Genomic DNA, 25,450 nt, shown 5'->3' on the forward strand with positions numbered 1-25,450 from the left:
CCCCGAACCGGCGGGGTTTGATGCTGATCAAGGTGAGCCGCTGCCGTCCGGCCCAATGTCGCAGCCACACAGCCTGCGAGGTTCGGGATGCTCGAGAAGCTTGCCTTGATCGACTGGTTCGAGACCGTCGGCCGCGGCGACGTTGCCCGCGTTGGCGGCAAGAACGCGTCGCTGGGTGAAATGGTGCGGACGCTGGGAGGACAGGGCATCAAGGTGCCGCCCGGCTTCGCCACCACCGCCGACGCCTATTGGCGCTTCATCGACGCCAACGACTACCGGGCCGAGATCGCCGCCCTGATCGAGGACTGGACCGAGGGCCGGATGTCCCTGGCGGAAGCCGGCACGGCCATCCGGCAGCTCATCCTGCAGGGCAACTGGCCGAACGAGCTCGCGGCCGCAATTGCCCAATCCTATCGCGAGCTTTGCCGGCGCGCCGGGCGCGACGACCTCTCGGTTGCCGTGCGGTCGAGCGCGACGGCCGAGGACCTGCCGGATGCGAGCTTCGCCGGCCAGCAGGAAACCTTCCTCAACATTCGCGGCGAGGCCGCCCTGCTGCTCGCCTGCCGCCGGTGCTACGCCTCGCTGTTCACCGATCGCGCCATCAGCTACCGCCAGGCCAAGGGCTTCGACCACATGAAGGTCGGCCTCTCCATCGGCGTGCAGCAGATGGTGCGCTCCGATCTGGGCGGCTCGGGGGTGATGTTCTCGATCGACACCGAGACCGGCTTCGACAAGGTGGTGCTGATCAACGCCGCCTGGGGCTTGGGCGAGAACGTCGTGCAGGGCACGGTCAATCCGGACGAATATGTCGTCTTCAAGCCGTTTCTCGGCAATGCCGCTTTGCTCCCGGTCATCGAGAAGGCGCGCGGCGACAAGGCCATCAAGATGATCTACGCCACCGGCGACAAGCCCACCCGCAACGTGCCCACCTCGAAGGCGGAGCGCGCGGCGTTCGTGCTCTCGGATGCCGAAATCCTGCAGCTGGCGCGCTGGGCGGTGACCATCGAGACCCACTATGGCTGCCCCATGGACATGGAGTGGGCGCGCGACGGCGAGACCGGCGAGATGTTCATCGTCCAGGCGCGCCCCGAGACGGTGCAGTCGCGCCGCAGCACCGGCACGCTGCGCAGCTACGACATCACGGACAAGGGCAGGTCCATCGCGCAGGGTATCGCCATCGGCGAAGCCGTCGTCACCGGACAGGTCTGCCTGATCGAGGATGTCAGGGACATCGGCAAATTCGTCGACGGCTCGGTGCTGGTGACATCGACCACCGATCCGGACTGGGTGCCGATCATGCGCCGCGCGGCGGCGATCGTCACCGACCATGGCGGGCGGACCTCGCATGCGGCGATCGTCAGCCGCGAACTCGGCCTGCCGGCGATCGTCGGAACCGGCAACGCCACCGAGATCCTGCATTCGGGGCAGGAGGTGACCGTCTCCTGCGCCGAGGGCGATGTCGGCCACGTCTATGCCGGCACCGCCAGGTTCACCGTCAGCGACATCGACGTGGCGACGCTGCCCCCGACCAGGACGCAGGTCATGCTCAACCTCGCCAACCCCGGCGCCGCCTTCCGGTGGTGGCAGTTGCCCGCCGATGGCGTGGGGCTCGCGCGCATGGAGTTCGTCATCGCCAACACCATCCGCGTACACCCGATGGCGCTGCTGAAATTCGATGCGCTCGAGGACGCGGCGGCCAGGGCCGACATCGCGGCGCTCACCAAGGGCTACTCCGACAAGGCGGAGTACTTCGTCGACAAGCTCTCCCGCGGCCTCGCCCGCATCGCCGCCGTCGCCTATCCCAGGCCGGTGATCGTGCGGATGAGCGACTTCAAGACCAACGAATATGCCGGCCTGCTGGGGGGCCGGCAGTTCGAGCCGTCCGAAGCGAACCCCATGCTCGGCTTTCGCGGTGCCTCCCGCTACTACTCGCCGCAATATCGCGACGGCTTCGCCCTCGAATGCCGGGCCATCGAGCGCCTGCGCAACACGCTCGGCTTCACCAATGTGGTGGTCATGATCCCGTTCTGCCGCTCCGTCGGAGAGGCCGACAAGGTCCTCGAGGTCATGGCCGAGAACGGGCTCGGGCGCGGCAAGGACGGCCTCGAGATCTACGTGATGTGCGAGATCCCCTCCAACGTCATCCTGGCCAAATCCTTCGCCAGCCGTTTCGACGGCTTCTCCATCGGCTCGAACGACCTCACCCAGCTGACCCTGGGCGTCGACCGCGACTCCGCCGAGCTCGCGGGCCTGTTCGACGAGCAGGACGAAGCCGTCAGGTGGATGATCGAGCGCATCATCATCAAGGCCGGCTCGGTCGGCGCTAAAGTCGGGCTCTGCGGCCAGGCGCCGAGCGACCATCCGGAGTTCGCGAGATTCCTCGTCGAATGCGGCATCGACTCCATGTCGGTCAGCCCCGACAGCTTCGTGGCGGTGAAGCGCCAGGTCGCTCTCGCCGAGGGGGTTTGACCGTCATCAAGGCTCCCCTCCGGCGGTCGTGCACAATGACATAGAACCACAGTTTACGGAGAACACAGATGGCCGAGTTCAGCGGCAAGGTTGCAATCGTCACCGGTGGCGGGTCCGGCATCGGCGAAGCCATCGTCAGGGAGCTGGCGGCAGAGGGCGCCAGGGTCGTCGTCGCCGACCGCGACCAGGCGGGCATCGATCGCGTGGTTGCGGCCGTAGCGGCGGCCGGCGGCACCGCCTCGGGCTTCAGCCTCGACGTGGCGAGCGCCGAGCAGAATGCAGCGATGGTGGACTACGCCGAAAAGACCTATGGCGGCCTGCACCTCGCGGTCAACAACGCCGGCATCGGCGGACCGGCGGCGCTGACCGGCGACTATCCGCTCGATGGCTGGAAGACGGTCATCGACATCAATCTCAACGGCGTCTTCTACGGCCTGCGCTACGAAATCCCGGCCATGCTCCGGTCCGGCGGCGGCGCGATCGTCAACATGGCCTCGATCCTGGGCAGTGTCGGCTTCGCCACCGCCGTGGCCTACACCTCCGCCAAGCATGCGCTGCTGGGCATGACCAAGGTCGCGGCGATGGAATATGCGGCCAGGGGCCTGCGCGTGAATGCCGTCGGTCCGGGCTTCATCGACACCCCGCTGCTCGCGAGGAACCTCGATGCCGGCACGCTGCAGCACATCGCCGCCCTGCATCCCGTGCAGCGCCTCGGCCGGCCGGAGGAAGTGTCGGCCCTGACATGCTTCCTGCTGTCCGACCGTGCATCCTTCATCACCGGCAGCTATCATCTCGTCGATGGCGGCTACGTTGCCCAATAGGACGCATCATGCCCGAGCCCATCGATCTGCGGCAACGGCTGAAGGCGCTTTACAGCGCCTCCGGCACGCCCACGCTTGTGGGGGCCCCGACAGGTCGCGCTGGCTGTGGACCGCCATGATCATGCAGCCCGATTTCATCACGCCCGGCCAGGTCGACGAGGCCATTGCCGCCGTCCGCCGCAAGGCGCCCGGCGACACGCTCGCGCATCTGCGCTTCGACTCCTTTGCCGAAGGCCGCGCGGCGCAGCTCCTGCACCTCGGTCCCTATTCCGCCGAGGCGCCCAACATCGAGCGGCTGCACGCCGTCATCGCCGGGCAGGGCGGCCGGCTCGGCGGCAAGCACCACGAGATCTGCCTCAGCGACCCGCGGCGCGTTGCGCCCGACAAGCTCAAGACCATCATCCGCCAGCCCTTCACCCTGTAGGCGGCACATGGGGCTGCTTCGCCTGATCGCCGGGGGGCTCGCCATCACCATCGCGCTTGGCACGGCGGGGATCGTCGTCGCCTGCATGCTGTTCGCCGGCGACATCGCCGCCGATCTCGCGCGGCTGACGGCAGCGGCGCGATCGCCGGCAACGATCGTCACCGAGGCGATGCTGGCGGCGCTGCCGCCGCCGGCACAGCGCTATCTCCGGCAGGCCGGCGTCGTCGGCAAGCCCATCCCCACAATCGTGCGCCTGACGCAGACGGGACGCATCCGCGCCAGCGCCGACGCGGCCTGGATGGCTTTCGAGGCCGACGAGACCTGTTCGACCAGCCCGCCGGCCTTCGTCTGGCGCGCCTGGCTGCCGGGCCGGATGCTGCCCGTCGCGCTCGGCCGCGACGAATATCTCGAGGGCAAGGGCAGCATCCTGATCAAGCTGCTGGGCCTGGTGCCGCTCGCCGACGCGCACGGGGACGAGCTCGCCGCCGCCGGCCTCATGCGCTACCTCAACGAGAGCATGTGGTTTCCGTCGGTCCTGCTCGCCACCGGCGTCTCGATCAGCCCGGCCGGCCCCGACGCCTTCCGCGCCGTCCTCACCGACCATGGCCGCACCGCCGAGGCGCTGTTCTTCGTCGACGCCGCCGGCCGCCTCACCAACTTTCGGGCGCAACGCTTCAACACCGCGACGCAGCGGCTCGAAACCTGGGAAACCCCCATCGGCGGCTACCGTACCTTCAACGGATCGCCGCTGCCCGCCTCAGGCACCGCGATCTGGAAACAGCCCGAAGGCGACCTCGCCTATATCGACCTCACGATCGCCAGCCTGACTTACGACTAGCCTGCCCTGGCGCCTGCCTACGGCGCGAGCGAGAACCGCACCGGCTGCGCGCCTTTCCATAACACCAGCTCGCCGAGCGCGCGCAGCGTGTCCAGCCCGTTCTCGATGGTGATGAAATGGTTGCCCGCCAATTGGCCCATCTTCGAGGAGAAATCCACCGCGCCATAGGCAAGGATGATCTCGGTCTCGCTGATGCCACCGGGATACAGCAGAATCTGACCCGGTGCCGGATGGCTGGTATGGTTCTCATAGCCGACGCCGAAATTGCGGTCGCCGAGCGGCACCCAGACGCCTTCGCCACTCCAGCGGACATGGATGAGCTGGCTTTCGAACGGCATTGCGGCAGCAAACGCGGCGCATGTCTTGGGAGCGGCAGTGGTCTCCAGCCGCGCACCGTAGGTGTAGGGGCCGGCGGTGATGATGATCTGTGTCATGGAACGGCCTTTGCGAGGAGTCGGAAGCGGAAAGCTAGAAGCGGTCGAGGTTGAAGGCGGCGAGGTCGGGAGCGGTACGGCCAGTCAGGACGAGGGTAGCGGCCTCCTGTCCCATCAGCGGCCCCAGGGTGAAGCCGTTGGCAGTGGCGGCCACGACGACGTGCGGGTGACCGGGCAGCGCCGACAACAACGGCGCTCCGTCGATGTCGATGTTCATCGCCGCCCAGCTTCGCACCAGGGATAGTCCGGCCAGCGCGGGAACCGTCCGGCGGGCGACCCAGAGATTGCCCTCGATGCTGTCGGGCAGCACCTGCGGTTGGCCGCTCGCTGCGGTCTCGGCGGTCCACGCGCCGCCGATCAGCACGGTGCCGTTCGCGGTCTGCTTCATCGTCAGATGCCGGTCCGCATGTGCGAGCAGGCAGGGAAGTATCGGCGCCACCGGTTCGGTGACCAGCATCTGCAAGGGCGCCCCCCGGATCGGCAGGTCGATGCCCAGATGTTGCCCCAGGGCCGCGCTCCACCCGCCCGCAGCAATGATCACGCGCGCCGCCGTGATGGCGCCGCGGCTCGTTTCAACGCGATAGGATGTGCCTTCTGCCGCAATGCCGGTGACGCGGGCCAGCGTTTCGATCGCGGCTCCCGCGTCGCGCGCGGCGCGCGCCAGGGCAAGGGTCGCGGGAAGCGGGTTGATCTTGCCTTCGCCCGGACACCAGGCGCCGGCAACGATATCAGGTGACAGATGCGGGACCAGGGCATGGACCGCGGCCTGGTCCAGCACCTCGGTCTGGATGCCCACGGTTGCTTCGGCTGCCGCCTTGCGCGTTAGAAAGTCGATCTGGGCGGGGTTCTCGGCAACCATCAATCCGCCGGTCACCTGCATCTCGAAGTCCGCGTTCAGGCGCGTTTCGAGCGCCTCCCACAAGGCGATCGAGCGCTTCTGCAGGGCCAGCGTCCGCAGCGCGGCCGAGCCCCCCGCGAAAGCCTTGGCCCCGAAATCCCAGGACAGCAATTGCAGGTGCAGGCTGCCGGCATTACCGCCTGACGCCTCGGCGCCGACCCGGCCCTGATCGACCACGACCACGCTGGCGCCGCGCTGCGCGGCCTCGAATGCCGCAGCGAGGCCGGTGACCCCGGCACCGACGATGACGAGGTCGGCCTGCGTGACCCGCAACGGCGAGGGATCGGCGAGGAAAGGACGAGCGGCCGGGCGGCTTTCGCGGTGGCCCGCCCATTCCGGCTTTTCGACCGTCACCTCGGCCAGTGGCAAAGGCCTGACGGGCAGTTGCGGAGCGAACAGCATCGCCGCATCCATCTCGCATCCGGCGGTGTCCAGCAGGGCCAGCGCCGGCCGCGTGCAATAGCGTCCCTGACAGCGCCCCATCCCCAGCCGGGTAGCGCGCTTGATTGCGCCGAGGTCGCGCGCGCCCCCCGCGATGGCGCCGCGCACCTGCGCCGCGTTGATGCCTTCGCAGCGGCAGATCGTCAGGTCGTCGGCGGCCTGCGTCATGGCGCGCGGTGGCGCCCGATATAGCTGCCAGAGCGCAGCCTGGAACCGCTGCACGCGCGCCACCCGGCGCTGCGGCGACCTGCCGGTGGGTGATGTTTGCCCCAGCCACGCGGCAGCCGAGCGGGCGGCGATCTCACCCTGCAGCAATGCCGATTGTGCACCGCCAAGGCCTCCGGCGTCGCCCGCAATCCACAATCCCGGCACCGGCGTTGCACAATCGGCAGCCCGGCGCGGCCTTGGCACGTTGTCGACGAGATCGACCGGGCACCCCAGCAGCCGCGCCAATTCGGCCTGCGGCGCGAACCCTTCGCCCATGCACAGCGCATCGGTTTCGATCGTTCTGGTTGCCTCGCCCGAAATCTCCTGCAGATGCACCGCCAGCGGCGGGCCGGCGTCGATGCGGCGGATTTGCCATCCCTGCAGAACGGGTATCCGGGCCAGTGCAAGACGGGCCCGATAGGCGAGGCCCCGCGCCACGAGTGCGGGATCGGCCAGCGCCGCGCGCGCCAGCGCGGCGCTCATTTGCGGCCGAGCGCGTTCGGCAACGCCCGACAGCGTCCCGCCCAGCGCCAGCAGCTCCGCCGCCAATTGCAGGCCCAGCGGTCCGTTCCCGGCGATCAGCGTTCGTCGCCCCGGGGCGACGCCGTAGCGCCTGACCAGTGTCTGCCCGGCGCCGATCGTCATCACCCCTGGCAAGTTCCAGCCTGGGACCAGCGCCGGCAGCTCATAGGCCCCCGTGGCGAGGATCACCGCGCGCGCGGTGACGTGCAGGCGACCCGACGGACCGAGGGCGCGAACCTGGAATTGGCCGTCTTGCGCACGGCGGGCAAACCAGACCGTGTGGCCGCTGCGGACATCCACCCCCGCGGCGCGGGCGCGCAAGGCATCGCCGGCGCGGTGCTGGGCATCGGCACGATCGGCGTGGCGGGACGTGGCCGTTCGTGGCTTGAAATACTGTCCCCCTAAGGCGTCGCGCTCGTCGAGCACCAGCACGTCCACGCCCAGATCGCGGCAGGAAATGGCGGCCGCCAATCCGGCGGGGCCGGCTCCGATCACCAGGACGACCGTCGTAATGGTGGTTTCGGGCGCCGGCCCGTCCATCGATCGGAGAGGCGGTCCCGCAAAGCGAATGTCATTCTGGCTGCTGACCTCCATGCCGTCGCGAACATGGGTCATGCAGGCGCGTTGCGAGCGCCGTCCGTCGATCTCGACCAGGCAGTCCTGGCAGGCTCCCATGCCGCAGAAAATGCCGCTGGCGTTGCCGGATGCGGTGCGGTGCAACTGGGTGAACCCGGCCTCGGCAAGGGCCGCCGCCACGCTGTCGCCGGGACGAGCGACAATTTCGTGCCCGTCGAAACGTAGTCGTACGGGAAGGGATGGTGCGTCTGTCCGGCGCGACGTCATGTCGTCCGCGTCGGCGCCAGGCCCGCGGCCTCAAGCGCGCGAACCACCGAATCCATCTCGGCCGGCGGCGTCGGCAGCCGTGGCGGGCGCGGATTGCCCACCGGATGCCCCAGCATCGCCAGCGCCGTCTTGGTCGCCGAAACGTAGCGATGCTCGCCCACCAGCCGGATCACTGGCAGGGCCTGCTGATACAATGCGCGCGCGCCGGCAATGTCGCCGGCGTCGCTCAACTCGAACAGGCGGGCGAATTCGCGCGGCATGATGTTCGAGCCGACCGCGACCCAGCCCTGGGCCCCATTCATGAACGACTCGAAGCCCATGATGCCGCCGAATACCGTCATGCGTCCGTCGCACAGATCGAGGATGTCGCGCACCCGGGTTACATCCATCGTCGATTCCTTGATGTAGGAGATGCCTTCGATGGTGGAGAGGCGCGCGACGATGGGGGGCGTGAGGTCGACATTGGCGGTCGCCGGGTTGTTGTAGAGCATGATCGGCACCGAGATCGCCGCTGCGATTCGCCGATAGTGCTCGAAGAGTTCGTCCTCCGTCGGGGTCGAATAATAGGGCGGAATGACCATGACGCCGTCGGCGCCCAGCGCCTCCGCCTGCTGCGAATAGCGGATCGCGTCGTCGGTGTTTTCCGCTCCGGTGCCGATCAGGACTGGCACCCGGCCCGCCACGGAGTCGATGACGCAACGCGCCACGGATACACGCTCCAGCTCGGTCATCGACAGGAATTCGCCGGTTGAGCCCAGCGGGATCAGGCCGTGAATTCCCTGCCCCACCTGCCAGTCCGTATAGGCAGCCATTTTTTCCAGATCGACCCGGCCTTTTGCGTCGAACGCGGTGACCATGACGGAGTAGGTGCCACGGAATTTTCTGGCCATCGGCCGGACTCCTTGCAGACAAGAAAGCACTGCGCTGCTGCAGGTCAGTGCTCGAAATGTAGTTGGGTAGAACCGGACCAAGTCGGTACCAGTCAGAATATTGTCAGCGCCAAATCTACCCGGCGCAGCCTGGCAGAATGCCCTGTGTCTCTCCCCGCCCTCCGAAGCAGCTCAGCCGCCGCCCTCCGCTGTATACAAATAGGCTCGGTTAGCGTCGGAATATGAAGTCACCGCCATGCTGACCTCAGGTTCTCCGATGTCGTCGGTATACAGAAGCTTCCGATTCCATTGCAACCCGATTCGCGTAGGGCGAATGCCGCGCGCGTCTCGGCGCGGCTATTTTCGCACGACAACCGGGGCTCATAGGTCCGCGGGCGGCCAATCTGGATCGGGGCGCTTGCGTCGGTTTGCGCGGCAATGCAATTACAGAAGGGTATCTTACTCGCTAACCGGTTTGGCAATGAACCAATCACGACCACGCAGATCGTCGGAAGAATGGGTCGGTCCAAAAGCTCAGGCGGCGCCGCGGCGGTTGTCCGACATTGCCTACGACACGCTGTCCCTGGCGATCCGCGAGCGAAAGCTGCGAGCTGGCGAAGTGATCGTCGAACAATATCTCGCCGAGAGTCTCGGCTTGTCGCGCACGCCGCTGAGGCAGGCACTGCAGCGCCTCGAAATCGAGGGTCAACTGGTCAAGTCCGGTGGACGGTCCTTCAAGATCAGGCAGGTCAGCACCGACGAGTATCTACAGAGCCTGAAAGTACGTGAGATGCTGGAGCCCGAGGCGGCAGCGCTGGCGACTGATCGGTTGGATCGCGGCGCAATTGCCGCCGCGCGCGCGGCGCTGTGGGGGCTGAGCAGCCAGCGTCCCTATGATGTGATTGCCCACTGGAAGGCCGACGACGCGCTGCATCATCTCTTCATCGACAATTGCGGCAATCAGGTCATGTCGCGGTCGTTGCGCGCGCTTCGCGTCACGACACAATTGTTCGAGATCGAGCGACTGACGGACCGGCTCGATCCAGACTCGCGGGGCCACGATCTGATCCTGGACGCGCTGGAAGCTCGCGACAGTAAGGCCGCCCGTCGCGCCGTTACGCAGCACATTCGTGCGCTGATCAAGTTCGCTACCGCGACGTTGTCCTGACCGTTGCATGCCCGCAGCATCCGGGTCGCGAGGTGCTGGAACAAACCTCAAAGACGATCTGCCTCGTTCCGTCGCGCGTCGCCGCGAAGGTCTTCGCGATAGGTGAAGCGGGATCGGATCGCCCAGCGCTCTGTGCACCTTGCGGCACGTTGCGCATCTGGCGCCACGTGCCGCTCACGGTGCTCGCAATGGCGCTGACGGAGCGATAGTCAACCCCAGTCGGTCCGTTTCGGCAGAACAATTATCGTGTTATTACAGAATGTTACGAAAGGGCACGTCCTCTTGCGACGGCGCTGGCTGAATCTATTTGGTCGCAGCGCGTGGGCGCTTGACTCGGGAGGACGCTCGTGAAACCGTCTCCAAACGGTATACCGTACGGGAGCAGACGGGATGACGATTCAGGTTCGAGATGTCGTGGCACGGGTCCATGGCGACGCTGACGAAACCCTCGATCTGCTGCGGCGCGTGGTGGCTATCCCCAGTGTCACCGGCAATACCGCCGCGATGCATGAGTTCCTTGCGAGCGAGCTTCGGCATCTCGGCTTTAGCGTGGACGACGTTCCGAGCAATCCCGACGACGTACGCGATACGCCGGAGTTTTCGCCGCCAACGCGCAAGACGTCTGGCGGCGGCATGGTGGCTCATAAGCCCGGCCAGCGCGGGCTCATGCTTTTTGCTCACTCGGATACCTGCGATCCTGCCGAGCAGGGGGCGTGGACTGCCGACCCGCTGGTGCTGACCGCCGACGGCCGGGGCCGGGTCGCGGGCATCGGGGTTGCTGACTGCAAGGCCGGCGTAGTCGCCATTGTCGCGGCGCTTCGAGCGATCGAGCGCAGTGGACTGGTCTTGCGCAAAGCTCCCGCCGTCGTGATCGCCGAAGCCAAGACCGGCGGCTTCACCGGAATGTTCCAGTCCGTGCGCCAGGCCGGCAAGAGCGAGGGCGCGCTCTACTGCCATCCCGGCGAGGTTGGGGACGGAATGGGGCGCATCAAGGTTGCGACGCGTGGGGTCCTGTCGTTCCGCATCGAGGTCGCGGGCCGCACGCCCGTGCCGCTGGAATCGTCGGCACGAAGCGCCGATCCGCGCCAGGGCGAGAACGCTCTTGTTCACGGCGCCAATATCGTCGCCGCCATCGTGCAATGGGCAGACACGCAGCCCAAGCTCATCTGCTCGGTAAACAGCATCAAGGCCGGTCGTGACGCCATCGAGGTTCCCGACATCTGCGTCATGGAGGGCACCTGCTGGTATACTGAAGGGTCGATTGACTCGGTCATCGCGGGGCTGCGAGGAGCTGTCGCGCGTGCCGCGTCCGCCAGTCCGTGGCTGCAGCAGCATATGCCGGCGGTCGAGCTCATCGGCGTGCGGTCCAACCCGGCAAGCTGCGAGGGCTCGGAGTTTGCCCGCGTGGTGCAGGATGCCGTTGCCACGGTCACTGGCACGACGCCGGAGCCGTATGGCTGGCACAGCGCCAGCGACATCCGCTTCCCCATGCGCCATGCCGACACGCCGACGGTCGGCATCGGATCCGTTGCGGGCAATTTTGGCCGCTCCGACGAATGGCTGGATGTCGATGACTTCATGCGGATGGTCGAAGTCATCGCTCGCGTTCTGGTGAGCTGGGACGAGAAAACCGCGCCTTCTGCCGCCACCTGACTGGAGATCCGACTTACGACCTGAAGGAGGCGGAGGGTGGCTTACGCACGTTCCTTCAGACCCAGCAACCTTCCAACCCACGGTGAAAGACAAGACATGTCCAGAAACTCCATTCGACGGGCTGCACTCACCCTCTCGTCAGTTGCGCTGCTGCTCGCGGCGGCGGCCTTCGGGACGAGCCCCACGCTCGCCGCCGGCACGGAAACGGCCGCCGGCAAGAAATGCGTGGAAGTCCCCGCGTCCTCATTGGTCAAGCCAGGCACGCTCACTGTCGTCACCAACGCCGCGAGCTACCCGAGCTCCTACGTCGACCAGGACGGCAAGATCGTCGGCGTTCGCGCCGAGATGGCCAAAATGATCGCCGACGGACTGTGCCTCGATCTGGAAATGATCAATTCGCCGTTCGACACCCACATTCCCGGCCTGCAGAGCAAGCGTTGGGACATCAGCGCCAGCGGCATGGTCTACACGCCGGCGCGGGTGGAGGTCGTCAAGATGATCCCGGTCGAGGTTCAGGGGGTCGTGGTTTGGGTGACGGCGGGCAATCCGCACAACATCAAGACCGTCGACGACATGGCGGGCCTGCGCGTGGCGACGGAAGGGCCGGGCTACGAGTTCGACACGACCAACAAGCTCAGCGACGGTCTCGTCGCCGCCGGCAAGAAGCCGTTCGAGGTGCTGGTGTTCGACGACAACACGAAAGCGGCCCAGGCGCTCGCCGCAGGTCAGGCCGACGCGCTCATCACCACGGGGCTGCCGCCCTCCGACGGGCGGTTCGAGCTTGCGGGCGAACCGCTCAACCAGACGTTCAAATGTCTTGGCCTGAACGACGAGGCCCTCGCCGAGGCCGTCGTCGAGGTCGTCAAGAACCTGCGTCAGGATGGAAGCCTGAAAGCCCTCCTCGATAAATACGGGTTCACGATGTACCAGGGGGTAACGAAGGTTATCACCGCCGACTCGCCACCCAAGAACTGACGAGGAACGACGATGTGGTCTTGGTCGAGCTTTTTCGAGTTCCTGGTCAGCAGGCAGTACGTTTCGGGCGCGTGGACCTCGATCTGGCTCACCTCGGTCTGTCTGATCATGGGCTTGGCCCTGGCCATCGTGCTCGCGCTGATGCGCATGTCCAACAACCGGGGGCTGCGCTGGCCCTCGGCCTTCTTCACCTGGCTGTTCCGCGGCGTGCCGCTCCTGGTGACTCTGGTGATCATCTATACCGGCCTGCCGCAGTTCGGAATCCGGCTTGGCCCGCTGGCGGCCGGTATTCTTGGCCTCACGCTCAACGAGGCGGCCTATCTGTCCGAAATCGTTCGCTCGGGAATATTGTCGGTGCCCAAGGGCCAGTACGAGGCCGCCCGGGCGCTCGGAATGACCCCCGCGCGGGTCATGCGGGTCGTCGTGTTCCCGCAGGCTTCGCGAATCATCGTGCCGCCGCTGGGCAACGCGGTGAATGGCCTGTTCAAGACGACGACGCTGCTGTCGGTCGTGGCCGTGAACGAATTGCTGCGCAACGCGCAGTTCGCCATCCAGATCAACTATCGCGTCCTGGAAGGCCTGGTTGCGGCGGCGATCTACTATCTCGTTCTGGTCTCGATCTGGCAGGTCGTTCAGAACTACATCGAGAACCGGCTCAACCAGAGCTACGTCACCACCTCATGAGAAAGGCCAAGACCGTGAGAAAACTGCAGTCGTCGAAACGCCCGGTCGTTCTTTCGAATGGCGGCGTCATGTGCGGGCGTGACCGGAAATGACGGCGCTCGCGGCCGCATCCACGCCGATACTGGAAGCCATCGACGTTCGCAAATCGTTCGGCAAGCTCGATGTCCTGAAGGGCATTTCGGTGAGCCTCAACAAGGGCGACTCCCTCTGCATCATGGGCCCCAGCGGCGGTGGCAAGAGCACGTTCCTCAGATCCATCAACTGTCTCGAGATGATCGATTCGGGCGTGATGAAGGTCTGCGGCGAGGAAATGGGCTACCGGATGGCCGCCGGCACGCGCCGGCGGCTCGGCGAGGCCGCCGTCGCGCGGCAGCGCCGCAAGACCGGAATGGTGTTCCAGCAGTTCAATCTGTTCCTGACCATGAATGCCCTCGACAATGTCGCCTCTGGGCTGGTGCACGTTTACGGCGTCAAGAAGGAGCAGGCCCGCGAGCAGGCGTACGAGCAGCTCAAGCTCGTCGGCATTGCCGACAAGGCGAAGGCCTATCCCATTCAGCTTTCGGGCGGCCAGCAGCAACGCGTCGCGATTGCCCGGGCGCTTGCGGTCAAGCCGGAACTCATGCTTTTCGACGAGCCGACGTCGGCGCTCGATCCGGAAATGGTTCAAGAAGTTCTGGACGTCATCTACAGCCTGCGCGACAGTGGCATGACGATGGTCATCGTCACGCACGAGGTCGGGTTCGCCAAGAAGGCGGCCGACGAAGTCTTGCTCATTGCCGATGGCGTCGTGGCGGAACGCACCTCGCCGCAGAACTTCTTCGAAAACCCGCAAAGCGAGCGGACACGGCAATTTCTCTCGCGCGTGCTGCACTGATGCGTAGCGCCGCCATGGCGGCGGGAGCGCGGTCGGTGCAGCGCCCGCCGGCGACGATGCCGAAATTGCAGCGGTCGCAGCGACGGCTGATCGGTGCGGACAAGATCGATTATCATGCCAGGCATGGTCGGGGACGGCCACATCCCGGTGATGGTAATCAAAGGTCGGCGCACGGGTGGAAGCTGCAGCCGGTCGGCGGGTCCTGTCAGCGGTTCGAGGGCCCGCTCATTCAAAGCGAGCCGGGCCGTTCGGTCATGCTGTGTCGGGCCGCGCTGGCAGGGTAGGGCGCACCGCGATCACGGCGGCCCCTCCCGTCACGACGCGTGCATGCGGGTCGCGGCGCGGAAGTATTTTCGCGCGGCGGCGATGAGCTGGGCGTCGGTCGGATGGTCCATCGCTTCGATGCCCCAGACCTTTTTCGCCAGCGCCGGGTGGGTGTCCGTCAGGTAGCCGGCGAATTCGGTGCGGGCCACGCCCGGCCCGACGATGAGGATCCTGCGAAAGCCTCCGAGCTTGTCGGCGATGTCGGCGAAGAACTCCGTGTTGGGCGCCTCCTTGCCGAGATGCACATGGTCGGCGCGGCGGTGGATGTGCTGCGGCGCGTGCGCGTCGTGCACGACGATCTCGTCGGCGTCGTCGACCGACAGTCCGAAGATGCGGGCCTCGCGATGGTCGATCCAGACGCAGCCGCTGGTGTGGTGCATGATGTGTCCTCTTGTGGTTGGCGGCAGCGGGCGCGGGGTCCCTTGCACCGCGATGAAGTCGTGGTGGCTGGTCCGAAATGTCGCCGTCGCGCGCGCGGCGCGGCGGCGATCGGGGTCATGCGGTGGGGACGGTCAGGCGGTGGCCCAGCCCAGCCATTTGTTGCGATGCACCTGGTCGAGCTTGGCGGCCCATGCGTCGAGCCCGAAGATGTGGCCGGCGCTGGTCGCGATCATCAGGCCGAGCACCAGCGCATAGACGATGTGCTCGTCGAGCAAGAAGTTCGTGGTGGCCGAGATGTACGGGAAGTCCATATGCGCCATCCAGTAGAACAGCATCAGGGCGATGCCGAAGCTCGCGCTGAGCCGCACCATCAGGCCGCTGAGCAGCGACAGGCCGATCAGCAGGTGCCCGTAGGCGACGAGAAAGCTGAGCACGCCCGCGAGCGGCTCCGTGGCCAGCGGCGCGAACAGCCAGTGGAAGGTCTTGGTCGAGCCCAGAAAGCCAGAGACCGAAAATCCCCCGAACACCTGGTGGCTGGCCGCGTAGAGAAAGACCCACGCCATGGCGAGGCGCAGGAGGACGACGAGTGGTTTGACGGCGGGTGAGCTGAACATCTGCTCCTCCAATCTGGAATGGACGCAGGATCGTCCCATCAGGCCCGGCGCGACTTGATATTGGTCAATCGGGTGCGCGCTGCGGGCCGCCATCGCGCCATGGCCCGGCTTTGACCTCGATCAAGGAGCGGCGGCGCCGATGCCGATATCTAGTGGCCTTGCTGATGCAACGCTGCAGGAGGTTTCCATGCTTCGGGCTTTTCTCCCTGTCCTGACCTATCCGACGCCCACCGCGTTGCCCGGACTGCAGCGGGCTCTCGATCTTGTCGCGACGCTGCAGGGCGAAGTCGCCGCCACCATCGCCGAGGTCGACGTGCCGCCGGTGTCGGCGCCGCTCGGTCCTGTCGGCATCGATGTGTCGGCGATGGCGGCGGAAGCCGAGGCCATGAGCCGCTCGCACGCCAGCGACGCGGCTGGCCACCTGCGCAACGAAGCGAAGCGGCTCGGCCTCGAGATCGGCATCGATCACGTGCGCTCCCGCTGGGAGTGGGCGGCGGGCGCGCTCGCCGGCGCCGCCCGGCTGCACGATCTGTCGCTCATGGCCATGGGCGACAGCAGCGACGAGCGGCGGGTCGCCGAGGCGCTGATTTTCGAGTCCGGTGGTCCGGTGGTGCTGATCCCCGCAAGCGGCGAGGCGCCGGTGCATCTCAACACCGTCGCCGTGGCGTGGGACGACAGCGCCGCCTCGGCCCGGGCGTTGCGCGACGCCATGCCGCTGCTCGAGGCGGCCGATCGCGTGATCCTGCTCACCGCCGACATGGACAAGCCGATCGATCCGCAGAGCGTCGAAGGCATCCTCGCGGCGCTCGATCGCCGCGGCATCCAGAACAGCCATTTCGAGGTGCTGGTCGGCAGCGGACAATCCGTCGGCGAGGCGCTTCAGGCCGCCGCCCGGCGCAAGGATGCGGGGCTGCTCGCCATGGGCGCCTACGGCCACAGCCGCATCCGCGAGTTCATTCTCGGCGGCGCCACCAGGTCGGTCCTCGCCAGCCTGCAGATGGCCGTGCTGATGTCGCATTAGGACGCGCCCCGCCAACGACAGCAAATTGTCCCGGCCCGCATGCGTTCGGCGCCGGGGCGGTGTACAACATGCCGGGCTCCCCTCGCGAGGCTGCAATGCGCATTTACGTCCTCTACGCTCATCCCGACACCGAGCGCTTCGGCGGCCGGCTGGCCGAAGCCTATGCCGAGGCCGCCGTCGACCATGGCCACGAGGTGCGGCGGCAGGACCTGTTCGAGCTCAGCTTCGATCCGGTCCTGCGCGCCGGCCTGCGCCTGGTGCAGCCGCTGGAGCCGGATCTGATCGCGGCCCGCGCCAATCTCGACTGGTGCGAGCATTTCGCGCTGTTCTACCCCGTCTGGTGGGGCAACGTGCCGGCGCTGCTGAAGGGATTCTTCGACCGCACGCTGTATTCGGAGATCACCTATCGCCACGACGTGCAGGACCCGTCCTGGAGCAAGATGCTGGCTGGCCGCTCGGCCCACATCGTCACCACCTCCGACGCGCCCGCCGCCTGGCTGCGCGACCACAATCGCGACAGCGACCTCAACGCCGTCCGGCGCGGCACCCTGGAGTTCTGCGGCATGCAGCCGGTCAAGGTCACCCGCATCGGCGGCGTCAAGGACATGGACCAGAAGCGGCGCGATAGCTGGGTCGAAAAGCTGCGACGGCTCGGCGAAGCCCCGTGAGCTCGGCTCACTGCGCCTGCCCCGCCGCGACCAGCTCGCGCCCCGGCCGCCCATGCAGGAAGCCATTGGAGAACGGCACGTCGGGATAGATCTCGGCGAGCCGCCGTCGGCCCACGGCAGCCTCGAGCCGCCGCTCGCTCACCGCGCGGAAGATCTGCGCCACCGCCACCATGTCGCAGCTCTGCGGCGACAGGCGCAGCCCTCGCACGCCGGCCCGCCGCAGGCCGTCGATGTCGTCGAGGGCGACGTGGCACGTCCCCGAGACCGTCTGCACGCCGTTGAGCGCGAGGAAGCGCTGCCCGTCGAGCGTATCGACCGCCACCCCGTCCGGGTCCTCGCCGCAGATGAACTGGCAGGTGTCCTTGGTCAGCCCGCGAAACCGGGCATGGGCGCAGCGCGCCGAGATCGCCAGCGGCACCTTGCCGAAGGCGAACACCTCGATGCCGACGCGCGGCGCCTGCGCGCAAATCCGCTCGAGCGAGGCGAGCGGCAGTTCCGGCGGCAGGCAGATCGTCGTCGCCCCGAGCTTGGCCAGCACCTCCGCCGTCGCCGCGTTGTAGACGTTGACCATCGGCCCGACCGCGAACGGCCGCCCCCGCAGCCGCGGCACCGCCGACAGCTCGCCGATCTCCACCGCGAAACGCTCCTGCGCCGCCAGCCGCTGCACCGATTTCCGCTCGCGCGGCGCGGTGACCAGCGCCAGCGAGGCGAGCCGCACCGTCTTGCCCGCCCGCGTGAGCCGCTCGGCCACCTCGTCCATGGCGCGCGCATGAAAATGCTCGCGCTTGGAGCACACCGTTTCGCCGATCACCACCGCGTCGAGATCGGCTTCGTCCGCGATCCGGAAGTAGAAATCGCGCCAGCGCTCCTCGCTCCACAGGAACAGCACCGGGCCGAGCGTGAGGGTGAGCCGGCCCGCGCCGGGATCAGCGCCAGCGTCGGTCATAGGACCCCTCCGTGGTGCGCTGCCCCTCGCTCATCCGGCGCAGCGCCTCGGCGCCGTCGGCCGCGCCGGAGCCCGATTGCAGCCGCCGGCGGATTTCCTTGACCACCTGCGCGACATAGGCGCGTCCGCGCTGCCGGCCTTCGATCTTGAGGGCGCTAACGCCGGCCTTGTGCAGCGTGTCGAGATGCGCCAGGGCGTCGAGGCTCACCGGGTCCTCGAACACGTAGCCGTCGCGGCCCTCGGCCGTGAACCGCCCCTTGCAGATGGTCGGGTACCCGGCGGCCTCGCCGGCGCCGAACCGGTTGATGGTGAAGTCGCCGAGCATGGACACCATCGCCTCGCCGTCCTTGCGGTAGCGCACATGGCTCGCGGGCGAGCACACGCCATGCATGTTCGGCGACAGCCCCGTCGCGTACGACGACAGCGAGCACCGCCCTTCCTCCATCACGCACAGTCCGCCGAACACGAATACTTCGGTCTCGCACGGCACCTCGCGCGTCAGCGCCGCGACCTCGGTCAGCGACAGCACGCGCGGCAGCACCGCGCGCTTGATGCCGAACGCCTCGACCAGAAAGCCGATGTGATCGGCGTTCGCCGCTCCCGCCTGCACCGACAGATGCCGCCGCGCCTGCGGATGCCTCTCGGCCGTGTAGGCGATGAGGCCCAGATCGGCGAGGATCAGCGCGTCGGCGCCCAGCCGCACCGCATCGTCCACCGCCCGCTCCCACAGCGCTTCGCTGCCGGCGCGCATGAAGGTGTTGATGGCGACCAGCACATGCACCTGCCTCGAATGCGCATAGGCGATCTCGCGCTCCAGCTCCTCGCGGCTGAAATTGAGCCCCGGGAAGTTCCTGGCATTGGTCTCGTCGCGGAACCCGCAATAGACCGCGTCGGCGCCGAGATCGACCGCATCGCGCAGCGCCGCCGGCGTGCCGGCCGGACAGATCAGTTGCATGGCACGCCCTCGCGCTCCAGCAGCGACCGGCGCACCGCCCCCAGCACCGCCTGCCCCGGGCGCTGCGCCCAGCGCCAGGGCGGCGCCAGGTCGCGCACGAAATCGAGCGGGATGCTTTCGGCCGCGTTGCGCAGCGCCAGCGCCGTCTCCATGTCGCCCTCGATGCTGATGTGGCGTCCGAAAAACTCCGCATCGCCGTCCAGCCGCCCCTCGGCGAGCGCCAGCAGCAGCACGATCGGGCCGCAGATGCGGGTCGCGTAGGCCGGTGGCGTCGCCCCGCGCCGCGTGACGCGCACGCTGCGGCGCGCCAGCACCAGCGTGAAGTCGAACGGCGCGTCGGTGGGCGAGATGGCGATCGGCCGTGCCGCGAACGTCCCGAGCCGGTCGAACAGCCCGGGATGCTCGCGAAGGATGTGCGTGAGGCTCGCTTGCGCCATCCCTTGCACCAGGGGCAGGGGCAGCGGCGTGGCGAGCAGGCGGAGGATCGGCGGCAGCATCGGAACGTCCTTGAACCGGCCGACCGTAGCATCGGGGCCGGCAAGCCTGTTTGCGTTTGCGCAAAGACAGATGCGTCGCCTCCATGGTCGGTACCGGAAAACGGGTACCGCCAGATGGGACGTTCCGACCTGCGCCAATTCATGGCCGAGCTCGATGCGGCCGGCATGCTGGTGCGTGTCGCCGAGCCGGTCTCTCTCGTGCACGAGATGACCGAGATTCACCGGCGCGTGCTCGCCGCCCGCGGTCCCGCCATCCTGTTCGAGCGGCCGGTCGATGCGGCCGGCAGCGAGCTTTGTTATCCCGTCCTGGTCAATCTCTTCGGCACGCCGCAGCGCGTCGCCATGGGCCTCGGCATCGAGGCGGCGGGCATGGCCGAGCTCGGCGAAACGCTGGCCTATCTGCGCCATCCCGAGCCGCCCGCGACGCTGCGCGGCGCGCTGCGGCGGTTGCCGGAGCTGCGCGCGGCGCTGGCCATGGGTACCCGCTCCGTGTCGCGCCCGCCGGTGCAGCAGGTGGTCGTTCCGGCCGCCGAGCTCGATCTCGGCGCGCTGCCCATCCAGTGGTGCTGGCCCGGCGAGCCCGCGCCGCTGATCACCTGGCCGTTGGTGGTCACGCGCGACCCCGACGATGCCGCCGACATCAATGTCGGCGTCTATCGCCTGCAGGTTCTCGGGCGCGGCCGGTTGATCGTGCGCTGGCTTCCGGGCCGGGGAGGCGCGCGTCATTTCGCCCGCTGGCAGGCGCGCGGCGAGGACATGCCGATCGCCATCGCCATCGGCGCCGACCCCGCGACCATGCTGGCCGCGGCAATGCCGATTCCCGACGGCGTCAGCGAGCTCGCCTTCGCCGGTCTGCTGCGTCGGGAAAAGACCGGCGTGGCCCGGGCCGTGAGCGTGGACCTGCCGGTTCCGGCCAATGCCGAGTTCGTGCTCGAAGGCGCCGTGTCGTCGACCGAGCGCGCGCCGGAGGGACCGTATGGCGACCATACCGGCTACTACAACGCCGTGGAGCCGTTCCCCGTCGTCACCCTCGGCGCCATCACGCATCGCCACGATCCGACCTATGTATCGACCTTCACCGGGCGCCCGCCGGACGAGCCGGCGGTGCTCGCCGAGGCGCTGGGCGGCCTGTTCGTGCCGCTGGTGCGCCGGCAGTTCCCCGAAATTCGCGACGTTCACTTCCCGTCCGCCGCCTGCTCCTACCGCTTCGCCATCGTCGCCATCGACAAGCGCTATCCGGGGCAGGCGCGCCGCGTCATGCTGGGGCTGTGGTCGATGCTGCCGCAATTCATGATGACCAAGACCATCGTCGTGGTCGACGCGGCCGATATCGACATCCGCAATTGGGACGACGTTCTGTGGGCGATCTCCACCCGCTTCGACGCCTCGCGCGATCTGGTGCAGCTCGACAACACGCCGATCGACTATCTCGATTTTGCCTCGCCGCTGCCCGGCCTTGGCGGCAAGATCGGGCTCGACGCCACCAACAAGATCGGTGCCGAGACCGCCCGCCCATGGGGCAGGGTGCTCGCCATGAGCAGCGAGGCGATGTCGCGCATCGACGAGATCTGGCCACGGCTGGGTCTGGGTGCCGCCCCATGACATCTCGCGTCGTCATCGGCATGTCCGGAGCGTCGGGCGCGTGCCTCGGCCTGCGTGTCCTCGAAATCCTGTCGCAGGCCGCTGGCATCGAGACCCATTTGGTCGTCAGCAAGGCCGGGCGGCAGACGCTCCGCCACGAATTGGGCGCGCACGGCCTCGCGCGCGCCGAAGCGCTCGCCACCGTCGTTCATCCGGTCGGCGCCATCGGCGACACCATCGCCAGCGGCTCGTTCGCGACCCACGGGATGATCGTCGCCCCCTGTTCGATCCGTACCCTGTCGGCGATCTCCTGCTGCCTTTCGGACAATCTGCTGACCCGCGCCGCCGACGTGCATCTCAAGGAGCGGCGTCTGCTCGTCCTCATGGTGCGCGAATCGCCGCTGCATCTGGGGCATCTGCGGGCCATGGCCGCCGTCACCGAGATGGGCGCCATCGTCGCGCCGCCGGCCCTGCCGTTCTACCAGGGGCCGCAGACCCTCGAGGCGATGGTCGACCAGATGGCGCGCCGGGCGCTGGCGCTGCTGCAGCTCGACGCGCTGCCGCCGGCCGCGTCCTGGCCAGGGCTCGCATCGGCGGCGACCTGAGCCGGAATTTGCGCTGGCGCAAAGAAGCGATGCGCCGCCGGCCGTAATCATGCAGCGTTCCAGCAGAACGAAGGCGTGACGGTGCTGATCCCGATCCTCGACCCGGATATTTGCGCCTGCCTCGGCGAGGTCATCGACCCCGAGCTCGGCATCAACATCGTCGATCTCGGCCTCGTGCTGTCGGCCACCCGGTCCGGCGCCGCGATCGAAATCGTCTTCACGCTGACCAGCCGGGCTTGCCCGCTCGGCAGCCTGATCCGCGACGATGTGCGCGAGCGGCTCGGCGCCGCATTTCCCGACGCCGAAACCATCGACGTGCGGCTGGTGTGGGATCCCCCATGGTCTGAGGACATGGTGAGCGATCACGGCTTCGAGCTGCTGGGAATGACGCGAACAAGGAATTATGCCTGATGTGCAACGACTGCCAAGCGACCGACACCACCATCGACGTGCGCGTGATCGCGCCGCGCCTGCGCCACCCGATGATCTTCAGCACCTTCGACAACCTGCTGCCGGGCGAATTCTTCCGCATCGTCAACGATCACGATCCGCGCCCGCTGTTCTACCAGTTCAGCACCGAATATCCGGGCAGCTTCGAGTGGACCTACGAGAAGTCGGGACCTGAGGTGTGGCAGGTCAAGATTGACCGCATCGCCTCCTAGCCAGGACGCAACCCGTCTCGCACGTACGGCGAACGTCGTTCTCCTCGGGCTCGCCGGTGCCGCCGCAATGGCGGGCCTCTGGGGTGGTCTCGTCCGCCTCGGCCTGCCGCTGGAGGGAGACGCCGTCGCCGAAATCCACGGACCGCTCATGGTCTGCGGCCTGTTCGGCACGGTGATCTCGCTCGAACGCGCCGTCGCGCTCGAGCGGCGCTGGGCGCTGGTCGCGCCGCTGGCCTTCGCGGCGGGCGGCGTGTGCTGCCTGCTCGGCGCGCCGGCTGCCGGGGCGGGGCTCTTTCTTGCCGGCGGGCTGGTGCTGTTCGCCGCCTCGGTGGCCGTCTTCCTGCTGCAGCGCGCGCTGTTCACCTTCAGCCTCGCCGTCGGGGCCTTCTGCATGGCGGCCGGCGATTTCGTCTGGATGCTGTCGGCCGATGCCCGCGCCAGCGTCGGCCTGTGGATCGCCTTCTTCGTCGGCACCATCGCCGCCGAACGGCTGGAGCTGAGCCGCACCCTGCGGCCTGGCGAGCTCAGCCGCACGGCCTTTGCCGGGCTGCTGTGCCTGCTGGTCATCGGCGCGGCGCTCGGTATCGACAGCCTGTCCGGGCGCTGGCTGCTGGGCGGTGCGCTGCTCGGGCTCGCCGTCTGGCTCTGTCGCTACGACGTCGCGCGGCGCGTCATCCGGCGCCCCGGCGCCTCCCGCTTCTTCGCCACGGGCATGCTCGCCGGCTATGTCTGGCTGGCGGTGTCGGGCGGCCTGCTGCTGTTCGGCGACGACCTCGACCGCGCCTACGACCTGCAATTGCACACCGTATTCCTCGGCTTCGTGCTGTCGATGCTGATGGCGCACGCGCTCATCATCCTGCCGGCGGTGCTCGGCATCCATCTGAGCTTCAGCCCGTCGCTCTATTGGCCGCTGGCGCTGCTGCATCTGTCGCTGCTGCTGCGCCTGCTGGGCGGCACCGTCGGCCCCGACTCGCTGCGCCTGCTGAGCGGACCGGTTACCGTCGCCAGCCTCGCGGCGTTCGTCGTGCTGGTCGTCTGGACGCAATGGCGGTTGCGACGGAATCGACCATTGCCGCGCCCGCTGTCGCTGCCATAGCTTGGCGCCATGCGAGTGGCCCTGGAGGTCGACCGTCATGCTTGACCGCACGCTGATCCGCGATCTTGCCCTGTTTGCCCGCCTGGACGATGCCGCCCTCGACGACGTGCTGTCGGAGGCCGGCAGCCAGCGTTATGCCGCCGGCGACGTGGTGTTCGAGCAAGGGGAAATCGCCGAGCGCTTCTTCGTCCTGCTGCATGGCCGCCTGCGGGTCACGCAGATGACCTCGGAGGGCCAGCAGATCGTCATCCGCATGGTCGCGCCCGGCGACCTCTTCGGCATCGCCAGGGTCATGCAGCGGCCGGACTATCCCGGCACCGCCACGGCCGTGCTGGAGAGCGTGGCGCTGGCCTGGCCGATGTCGGCGTGGTCCACCGTGGTCGACGGCCATCCGGCCTTCGCGGTGAACGCCATGCAGATCATGGGAGAGCGGCTGCAGGAGGCGCAGCTGCGCATCCGGGAGTTCTCGACCGAGGCGGTCGAGCGCCGTGTCGGCCACGCCGTGCTCCGGCTCGCCCGGCAGTCGGGCTATCCCGAGGACGACGGGGTACGGATCGATTTCCCCATCTCCAAGCAGGATATCGCCGAAATGACCGGAACCACGCTCCACACCGTGTCGCGCATTCTTACCGCCTGGGAGGCGGCTGGTCTGGTCAGCACCGGCCGGCAGAAGCTGCTCGTCAGGAACCCGCATCATCTGCTGCTCATCGCCGACGGCGTCGAGGCGGCGCTGGCGAAATAGGGCGGTTCTCGATGGCGCGCACGATCGCCGCCCGCAGCGCCGCGCGATTGTAGCCGTGCTCGTCCGCCGAATCCGCGAGGCTGTGGAAATCGGCGATCGGGCAGCCGATGCAATGCAGGTGCCAGTCGATGAACACGCGGATGGTGCGCGGCCAGATGCGCATGATCTCGTTCAGCGACAGGGTGTCAAGGACAGTGCTGGGGTCGGCCATCGCAGCTCCTCCATGAACCGGAAAGCCTAGCCCGCTGCCCGGCGCTGTCCTTGCGCCCGCGCAAACACCGCCGAAAAAGTCCCGCTGCCGCCGCTGCGACTTTCGTCGCCGTCCTTGATCTGGCGCAAAGTTCGTCACCGGGGCCGGGCGTATGCGACCTCCATCGCCCGTCGCGCGCTGCCCGCCGCGCGCGGGACTGCACCGGCAAGGAGGTGATCGATGACGCGCGCCGCAATCTGTCATGTCCAGCTCGAGCTCGACCGCGAACCGCAGCATCCCTTCGGCGAGCGCGGCCGCCTCTACAACCTCTACGTGCCGCTGCGCTCCGACGGCAGCGTCGACGCCGAGGCGCTGCGCCGCGGCCATGGCTGCTGCCACGGCACCCGGCTGCGCTCCGGACACCGGCCGGTGGGCGGCAGGATCAGGCTCGGCGACGGCGGCGAGCTGGTGCTCGAATATGATGGCGGCCCGCTGTTCCGCTCGGTCCTCGCGCTCGACGCCCCGCTCGCCGTCGGCGCCTCCATCCCCGTCACCGAGGCCAATGGCGAGGCGCACCGCTTCCAGGTGATCGCGGTGCGGCCCGTATGAGCGCCGCGCCCGCTTGAGCCAGATCAAGTCCGCCGCCGCGGCGGCGTCTATTGTGCGTCCAAGTGCTGCCGAAGGAGGGCTTAATGAGCGACGACACCAAGACCGCATGGAAGACCTTCGTCGAGGAAATCGAGGTCTCCGGCAAGCACCTGCTGGACGAGCTCAACCGCCTGATGGCCGAAGGCAATGTGCGCAAGCTCGTGGTCAAGAGCAGCGACGGCGACGTGTTCCTCACCCTGCCGCTGACGGCGGGCGCCGTCGCCGGCGGCATCGTGACGCTCGGCGCGCCCTGGCTCGCGATCCTTGCGACCGTCGCCGGGCTTCTCGCCAAGGTCAACGTCGAGATCACCCGCGACGACACGCCGGCGCAACCCGCCCGCCAGCCGGACGCGCCGGCGCCGGCCCCGCCCGAAACGCCGCGGTGACGGGCGGCCCCCCA

General features: G+C 67.8%; 28 protein-coding genes. 19 read left to right on the top strand and 9 right to left on the bottom strand.

Annotated features, from left to right (window positions below; all coding sequences use genetic code 11):
• Positions 1–87 precede the first annotated feature (87 nt).
• From ppsA to BGO82_RS03635, 4 genes are all read left to right on the top strand, one after another.
• Positions 88–2,469, top strand: coding sequence for a phosphoenolpyruvate synthase (gene ppsA, locus BGO82_RS03620; RefSeq protein WP_291304183.1), 2,382 nt, complete (start codon positions 88–90; stop codon positions 2,467–2,469).
• A gap of 68 nt (positions 2,470–2,537) precedes the next feature.
• Positions 2,538–3,290, top strand: coding sequence for an SDR family NAD(P)-dependent oxidoreductase (locus BGO82_RS03625; RefSeq protein WP_291304184.1), 753 nt, complete (start codon positions 2,538–2,540; stop codon positions 3,288–3,290).
• A 115-nt stretch (positions 3,291–3,405) separates the two neighbouring features.
• Entirely contained in the window at positions 3,406–3,714 is a 309-nt protein-coding gene (locus BGO82_RS03630) for a GyrI-like domain-containing protein (RefSeq protein WP_291304185.1), read from the top strand.
• A 7-nt stretch (positions 3,715–3,721) separates the two neighbouring features.
• Positions 3,722–4,552: a DUF6544 family protein gene (locus BGO82_RS03635; RefSeq protein ID WP_291304186.1), complete on the top strand. Its 831-nt coding sequence runs from the start codon at positions 3,722–3,724 to the stop codon at positions 4,550–4,552.
• 17 nt (positions 4,553–4,569) lie between these two features.
• Here BGO82_RS03635 and BGO82_RS03640 read toward each other — a convergent pair whose 3' ends face one another.
• From BGO82_RS03640 to BGO82_RS03650, 3 genes are read right to left on the bottom strand one after another with little or no spacing between them, the layout of a single operon-like run.
• Entirely contained in the window at positions 4,570–4,986 is a 417-nt protein-coding gene (locus BGO82_RS03640; RefSeq protein ID WP_291304187.1) for a DUF3830 family protein, read from the bottom strand.
• Between the two features lie 34 nt (positions 4,987–5,020).
• Complete coding sequence (locus BGO82_RS03645) at positions 5,021–7,897, bottom strand: FAD-dependent oxidoreductase (protein WP_291304188.1); 2,877 nt, start codon at positions 7,895–7,897, stop codon at positions 5,021–5,023.
• Entirely contained in the window at positions 7,894–8,787 is an 894-nt protein-coding gene (locus BGO82_RS03650; RefSeq protein WP_291304189.1) for a dihydrodipicolinate synthase family protein, read from the bottom strand. Before BGO82_RS03650 ends, BGO82_RS03645 begins: the two co-directional genes overlap by 4 nt.
• A gap of 532 nt (positions 8,788–9,319) precedes the next feature.
• On the opposite strand from BGO82_RS03650, the gene BGO82_RS03655 reads away from it, so the two are divergent.
• The 5 genes from BGO82_RS03655 to BGO82_RS03675 all read left to right on the top strand — a co-directional run bounded on the left by BGO82_RS03655 (position 9,320) and on the right by BGO82_RS03675 (position 14,120).
• Positions 9,320–9,934 (top strand): GntR family transcriptional regulator, encoded by a 615-nt coding sequence (locus BGO82_RS03655; RefSeq protein WP_291304190.1) that lies wholly within the window; start codon positions 9,320–9,322, stop codon positions 9,932–9,934.
• Positions 9,935–10,324: 390 nt separating this feature from the next.
• Positions 10,325–11,587, top strand: a complete 1,263-nt coding sequence (locus BGO82_RS03660; RefSeq protein ID WP_291304191.1) for a M20/M25/M40 family metallo-hydrolase — start codon at positions 10,325–10,327, stop codon at positions 11,585–11,587.
• A 96-nt stretch (positions 11,588–11,683) separates the two neighbouring features.
• Positions 11,684–12,562, top strand: coding sequence for a transporter substrate-binding domain-containing protein (locus tag BGO82_RS03665; protein WP_291304192.1), 879 nt, complete (start codon positions 11,684–11,686; stop codon positions 12,560–12,562).
• 12 nt (positions 12,563–12,574) lie between these two features.
• Positions 12,575–13,246 carry an amino acid ABC transporter permease gene (locus BGO82_RS03670; RefSeq protein ID WP_291304193.1) on the top strand — a complete coding sequence of 224 codons (672 nt, stop codon included), beginning with the start codon at positions 12,575–12,577 and terminating at the stop codon, positions 13,244–13,246.
• Positions 13,247–13,334: 88 nt separating this feature from the next.
• On the top strand, positions 13,335–14,120 hold the full coding sequence (locus BGO82_RS03675; RefSeq protein WP_291304194.1) for an amino acid ABC transporter ATP-binding protein: 786 nt from the start codon (positions 13,335–13,337) through the stop codon (positions 14,118–14,120).
• Positions 14,121–14,434: 314 nt separating this feature from the next.
• On the opposite strand, the gene BGO82_RS03680 is transcribed toward BGO82_RS03675, so the two are convergent.
• On the bottom strand, positions 14,435–14,824 hold the full coding sequence (locus BGO82_RS03680; protein ID WP_291304195.1) for a hypothetical protein: 390 nt from the start codon (positions 14,822–14,824) through the stop codon (positions 14,435–14,437).
• A gap of 132 nt (positions 14,825–14,956) precedes the next feature.
• Positions 14,957–15,439 (bottom strand): DoxX family membrane protein, encoded by a 483-nt coding sequence (locus tag BGO82_RS03685; RefSeq protein WP_291304196.1) that lies wholly within the window; start codon positions 15,437–15,439, stop codon positions 14,957–14,959.
• A gap of 187 nt (positions 15,440–15,626) precedes the next feature.
• Between BGO82_RS03685 and BGO82_RS03690 the strand changes: the two genes are divergently transcribed.
• Both BGO82_RS03690 and BGO82_RS03695 read left to right on the top strand, forming a co-directional pair.
• On the top strand, positions 15,627–16,460 hold the full coding sequence (locus BGO82_RS03690) for a universal stress protein (protein WP_291304197.1): 834 nt from the start codon (positions 15,627–15,629) through the stop codon (positions 16,458–16,460).
• Positions 16,461–16,555: 95 nt separating this feature from the next.
• A complete protein-coding gene (locus BGO82_RS03695) occupies positions 16,556–17,128 on the top strand; it encodes an NAD(P)H-dependent oxidoreductase (protein WP_291304198.1) in 573 nt (190 codons plus the stop codon).
• 7 nt (positions 17,129–17,135) lie between these two features.
• Here BGO82_RS03695 and BGO82_RS03700 read toward each other — a convergent pair whose 3' ends face one another.
• Genes BGO82_RS03700 through BGO82_RS03710 form a run of 3 tightly spaced genes read right to left on the bottom strand, consistent with a single transcriptional unit; the run spans position 17,136 to position 19,526 of the window.
• Positions 17,136–18,074 carry a U32 family peptidase gene (locus tag BGO82_RS03700; RefSeq protein WP_291304199.1) on the bottom strand — a complete coding sequence of 313 codons (939 nt, stop codon included), beginning with the start codon at positions 18,072–18,074 and terminating at the stop codon, positions 17,136–17,138.
• Entirely contained in the window at positions 18,055–19,029 is a 975-nt protein-coding gene (locus tag BGO82_RS03705) for a peptidase U32 family protein (protein WP_291304200.1), read from the bottom strand. Before BGO82_RS03705 ends, BGO82_RS03700 begins: the two co-directional genes overlap by 20 nt.
• Complete coding sequence (locus tag BGO82_RS03710) at positions 19,020–19,526, bottom strand: SCP2 sterol-binding domain-containing protein (RefSeq protein WP_291304201.1); 507 nt, start codon at positions 19,524–19,526, stop codon at positions 19,020–19,022. The genes BGO82_RS03705 and BGO82_RS03710 overlap by 10 nt, the downstream gene beginning before the upstream one ends.
• 114 nt (positions 19,527–19,640) lie before the next feature.
• On the opposite strand from BGO82_RS03710, the gene BGO82_RS03715 reads away from it, so the two are divergent.
• The 6 genes from BGO82_RS03715 (at position 19,641) to BGO82_RS03740 (ending at position 24,212) form a co-directional block, all read left to right on the top strand.
• On the top strand, positions 19,641–21,128 hold the full coding sequence (locus tag BGO82_RS03715) for a UbiD family decarboxylase (protein ID WP_291304202.1): 1,488 nt from the start codon (positions 19,641–19,643) through the stop codon (positions 21,126–21,128).
• Complete coding sequence (locus BGO82_RS03720) at positions 21,125–21,712, top strand: UbiX family flavin prenyltransferase (RefSeq protein WP_291304203.1); 588 nt, start codon at positions 21,125–21,127, stop codon at positions 21,710–21,712. Before BGO82_RS03715 ends, BGO82_RS03720 begins: the two co-directional genes overlap by 4 nt.
• Positions 21,713–21,787: 75 nt before the next feature.
• The gene (locus tag BGO82_RS03725) at positions 21,788–22,123 is read left to right on the top strand and encodes a metal-sulfur cluster assembly factor (RefSeq protein WP_291304204.1); all 336 of its coding nucleotides are present in this window, start codon (positions 21,788–21,790) and stop codon (positions 22,121–22,123) included.
• The gene (locus BGO82_RS03730; RefSeq protein ID WP_291304205.1) at positions 22,123–22,374 is read left to right on the top strand and encodes a DUF2249 domain-containing protein; all 252 of its coding nucleotides are present in this window, start codon (positions 22,123–22,125) and stop codon (positions 22,372–22,374) included. Before BGO82_RS03725 ends, BGO82_RS03730 begins: the two co-directional genes overlap by 1 nt.
• Before the next feature lie 67 nt (positions 22,375–22,441).
• On the top strand, positions 22,442–23,470 hold the full coding sequence (locus BGO82_RS03735) for a hypothetical protein (protein ID WP_291304206.1): 1,029 nt from the start codon (positions 22,442–22,444) through the stop codon (positions 23,468–23,470).
• A 37-nt stretch (positions 23,471–23,507) separates the two neighbouring features.
• Complete coding sequence (locus BGO82_RS03740) at positions 23,508–24,212, top strand: Crp/Fnr family transcriptional regulator (RefSeq protein WP_291304207.1); 705 nt, start codon at positions 23,508–23,510, stop codon at positions 24,210–24,212.
• On the opposite strand, the gene BGO82_RS03745 is transcribed toward BGO82_RS03740, so the two are convergent.
• Positions 24,175–24,423 (bottom strand): hydrid cluster protein-associated redox disulfide domain protein, encoded by a 249-nt coding sequence (locus BGO82_RS03745; RefSeq protein ID WP_291304208.1) that lies wholly within the window; start codon positions 24,421–24,423, stop codon positions 24,175–24,177. The genes BGO82_RS03740 and BGO82_RS03745 overlap by 38 nt on opposite strands.
• A gap of 219 nt (positions 24,424–24,642) precedes the next feature.
• Here BGO82_RS03745 and BGO82_RS03750 point away from each other — a divergent pair, with 219 nt between their 5' ends.
• Together BGO82_RS03750 and BGO82_RS03755 are read left to right on the top strand one after the other, a co-directional pair.
• Positions 24,643–25,011: a hypothetical protein gene (locus BGO82_RS03750; protein ID WP_291304209.1), complete on the top strand. Its 369-nt coding sequence runs from the start codon at positions 24,643–24,645 to the stop codon at positions 25,009–25,011.
• Between the two features lie 83 nt (positions 25,012–25,094).
• A complete protein-coding gene (locus tag BGO82_RS03755; protein WP_291304210.1) occupies positions 25,095–25,436 on the top strand; it encodes a DUF4342 domain-containing protein in 342 nt (113 codons plus the stop codon).
• Positions 25,437–25,450 lie beyond the last annotated feature (14 nt).

It is taken from the genome of Devosia sp. 67-54, assembly GCF_001899075.1.
In the GTDB taxonomy this organism is placed as follows: domain Bacteria; phylum Pseudomonadota; class Alphaproteobacteria; order Rhizobiales; family Devosiaceae; genus Devosia_A.

Coding starts and splice junctions, on each gene's coding strand:
- BGO82_RS03670 (WP_291304193.1), top strand. CDS start 12,575: ATGTGGTCTTGGTCGAGCTTTTTCGAGTTCCTGGTCAGCAGGCAGTAC.
- BGO82_RS03695 (WP_291304198.1), top strand. CDS start 16,556: ATGCGCATTTACGTCCTCTACGCTCATCCCGACACCGAGCGCTTCGGC.
- BGO82_RS03650 (WP_291304189.1), bottom strand. CDS start 8,787: ATGGCCAGAAAATTCCGTGGCACCTACTCCGTCATGGTCACCGCGTTC.
- BGO82_RS03625 (WP_291304184.1), top strand. CDS start 2,538: ATGGCCGAGTTCAGCGGCAAGGTTGCAATCGTCACCGGTGGCGGGTCC.
- BGO82_RS03745 (WP_291304208.1), bottom strand. CDS start 24,423: ATGGCCGACCCCAGCACTGTCCTTGACACCCTGTCGCTGAACGAGATC.
- BGO82_RS03635 (WP_291304186.1), top strand. CDS start 3,722: ATGGGGCTGCTTCGCCTGATCGCCGGGGGGCTCGCCATCACCATCGCG.
- BGO82_RS03720 (WP_291304203.1), top strand. CDS start 21,125: ATGACATCTCGCGTCGTCATCGGCATGTCCGGAGCGTCGGGCGCGTGC.
- BGO82_RS03730 (WP_291304205.1), top strand. CDS start 22,123: ATGTGCAACGACTGCCAAGCGACCGACACCACCATCGACGTGCGCGTG.
- BGO82_RS03740 (WP_291304207.1), top strand. CDS start 23,508: ATGCTTGACCGCACGCTGATCCGCGATCTTGCCCTGTTTGCCCGCCTG.
- BGO82_RS03645 (WP_291304188.1), bottom strand. CDS start 7,897: ATGACGTCGCGCCGGACAGACGCACCATCCCTTCCCGTACGACTACGT.
- BGO82_RS03750 (WP_291304209.1), top strand. CDS start 24,643: ATGACGCGCGCCGCAATCTGTCATGTCCAGCTCGAGCTCGACCGCGAA.
- ppsA (WP_291304183.1), top strand. CDS start 88: ATGCTCGAGAAGCTTGCCTTGATCGACTGGTTCGAGACCGTCGGCCGC.
- BGO82_RS03705 (WP_291304200.1), bottom strand. CDS start 19,029: ATGCAACTGATCTGTCCGGCCGGCACGCCGGCGGCGCTGCGCGATGCG.
- BGO82_RS03680 (WP_291304195.1), bottom strand. CDS start 14,824: ATGCACCACACCAGCGGCTGCGTCTGGATCGACCATCGCGAGGCCCGC.
- BGO82_RS03690 (WP_291304197.1), top strand. CDS start 15,627: ATGCTTCGGGCTTTTCTCCCTGTCCTGACCTATCCGACGCCCACCGCG.
- BGO82_RS03700 (WP_291304199.1), bottom strand. CDS start 18,074: ATGACCGACGCTGGCGCTGATCCCGGCGCGGGCCGGCTCACCCTCACG.
- BGO82_RS03660 (WP_291304191.1), top strand. CDS start 10,325: ATGACGATTCAGGTTCGAGATGTCGTGGCACGGGTCCATGGCGACGCT.
- BGO82_RS03665 (WP_291304192.1), top strand. CDS start 11,684: ATGTCCAGAAACTCCATTCGACGGGCTGCACTCACCCTCTCGTCAGTT.
- BGO82_RS03640 (WP_291304187.1), bottom strand. CDS start 4,986: ATGACACAGATCATCATCACCGCCGGCCCCTACACCTACGGTGCGCGG.
- BGO82_RS03735 (WP_291304206.1), top strand. CDS start 22,442: ATGGCGGGCCTCTGGGGTGGTCTCGTCCGCCTCGGCCTGCCGCTGGAG.
- BGO82_RS03715 (WP_291304202.1), top strand. CDS start 19,641: ATGGGACGTTCCGACCTGCGCCAATTCATGGCCGAGCTCGATGCGGCC.
- BGO82_RS03755 (WP_291304210.1), top strand. CDS start 25,095: ATGAGCGACGACACCAAGACCGCATGGAAGACCTTCGTCGAGGAAATC.
- BGO82_RS03630 (WP_291304185.1), top strand. CDS start 3,406: ATGATCATGCAGCCCGATTTCATCACGCCCGGCCAGGTCGACGAGGCC.
- BGO82_RS03685 (WP_291304196.1), bottom strand. CDS start 15,439: ATGTTCAGCTCACCCGCCGTCAAACCACTCGTCGTCCTCCTGCGCCTC.
- BGO82_RS03710 (WP_291304201.1), bottom strand. CDS start 19,526: ATGCTGCCGCCGATCCTCCGCCTGCTCGCCACGCCGCTGCCCCTGCCC.
- BGO82_RS03675 (WP_291304194.1), top strand. CDS start 13,335: ATGACGGCGCTCGCGGCCGCATCCACGCCGATACTGGAAGCCATCGAC.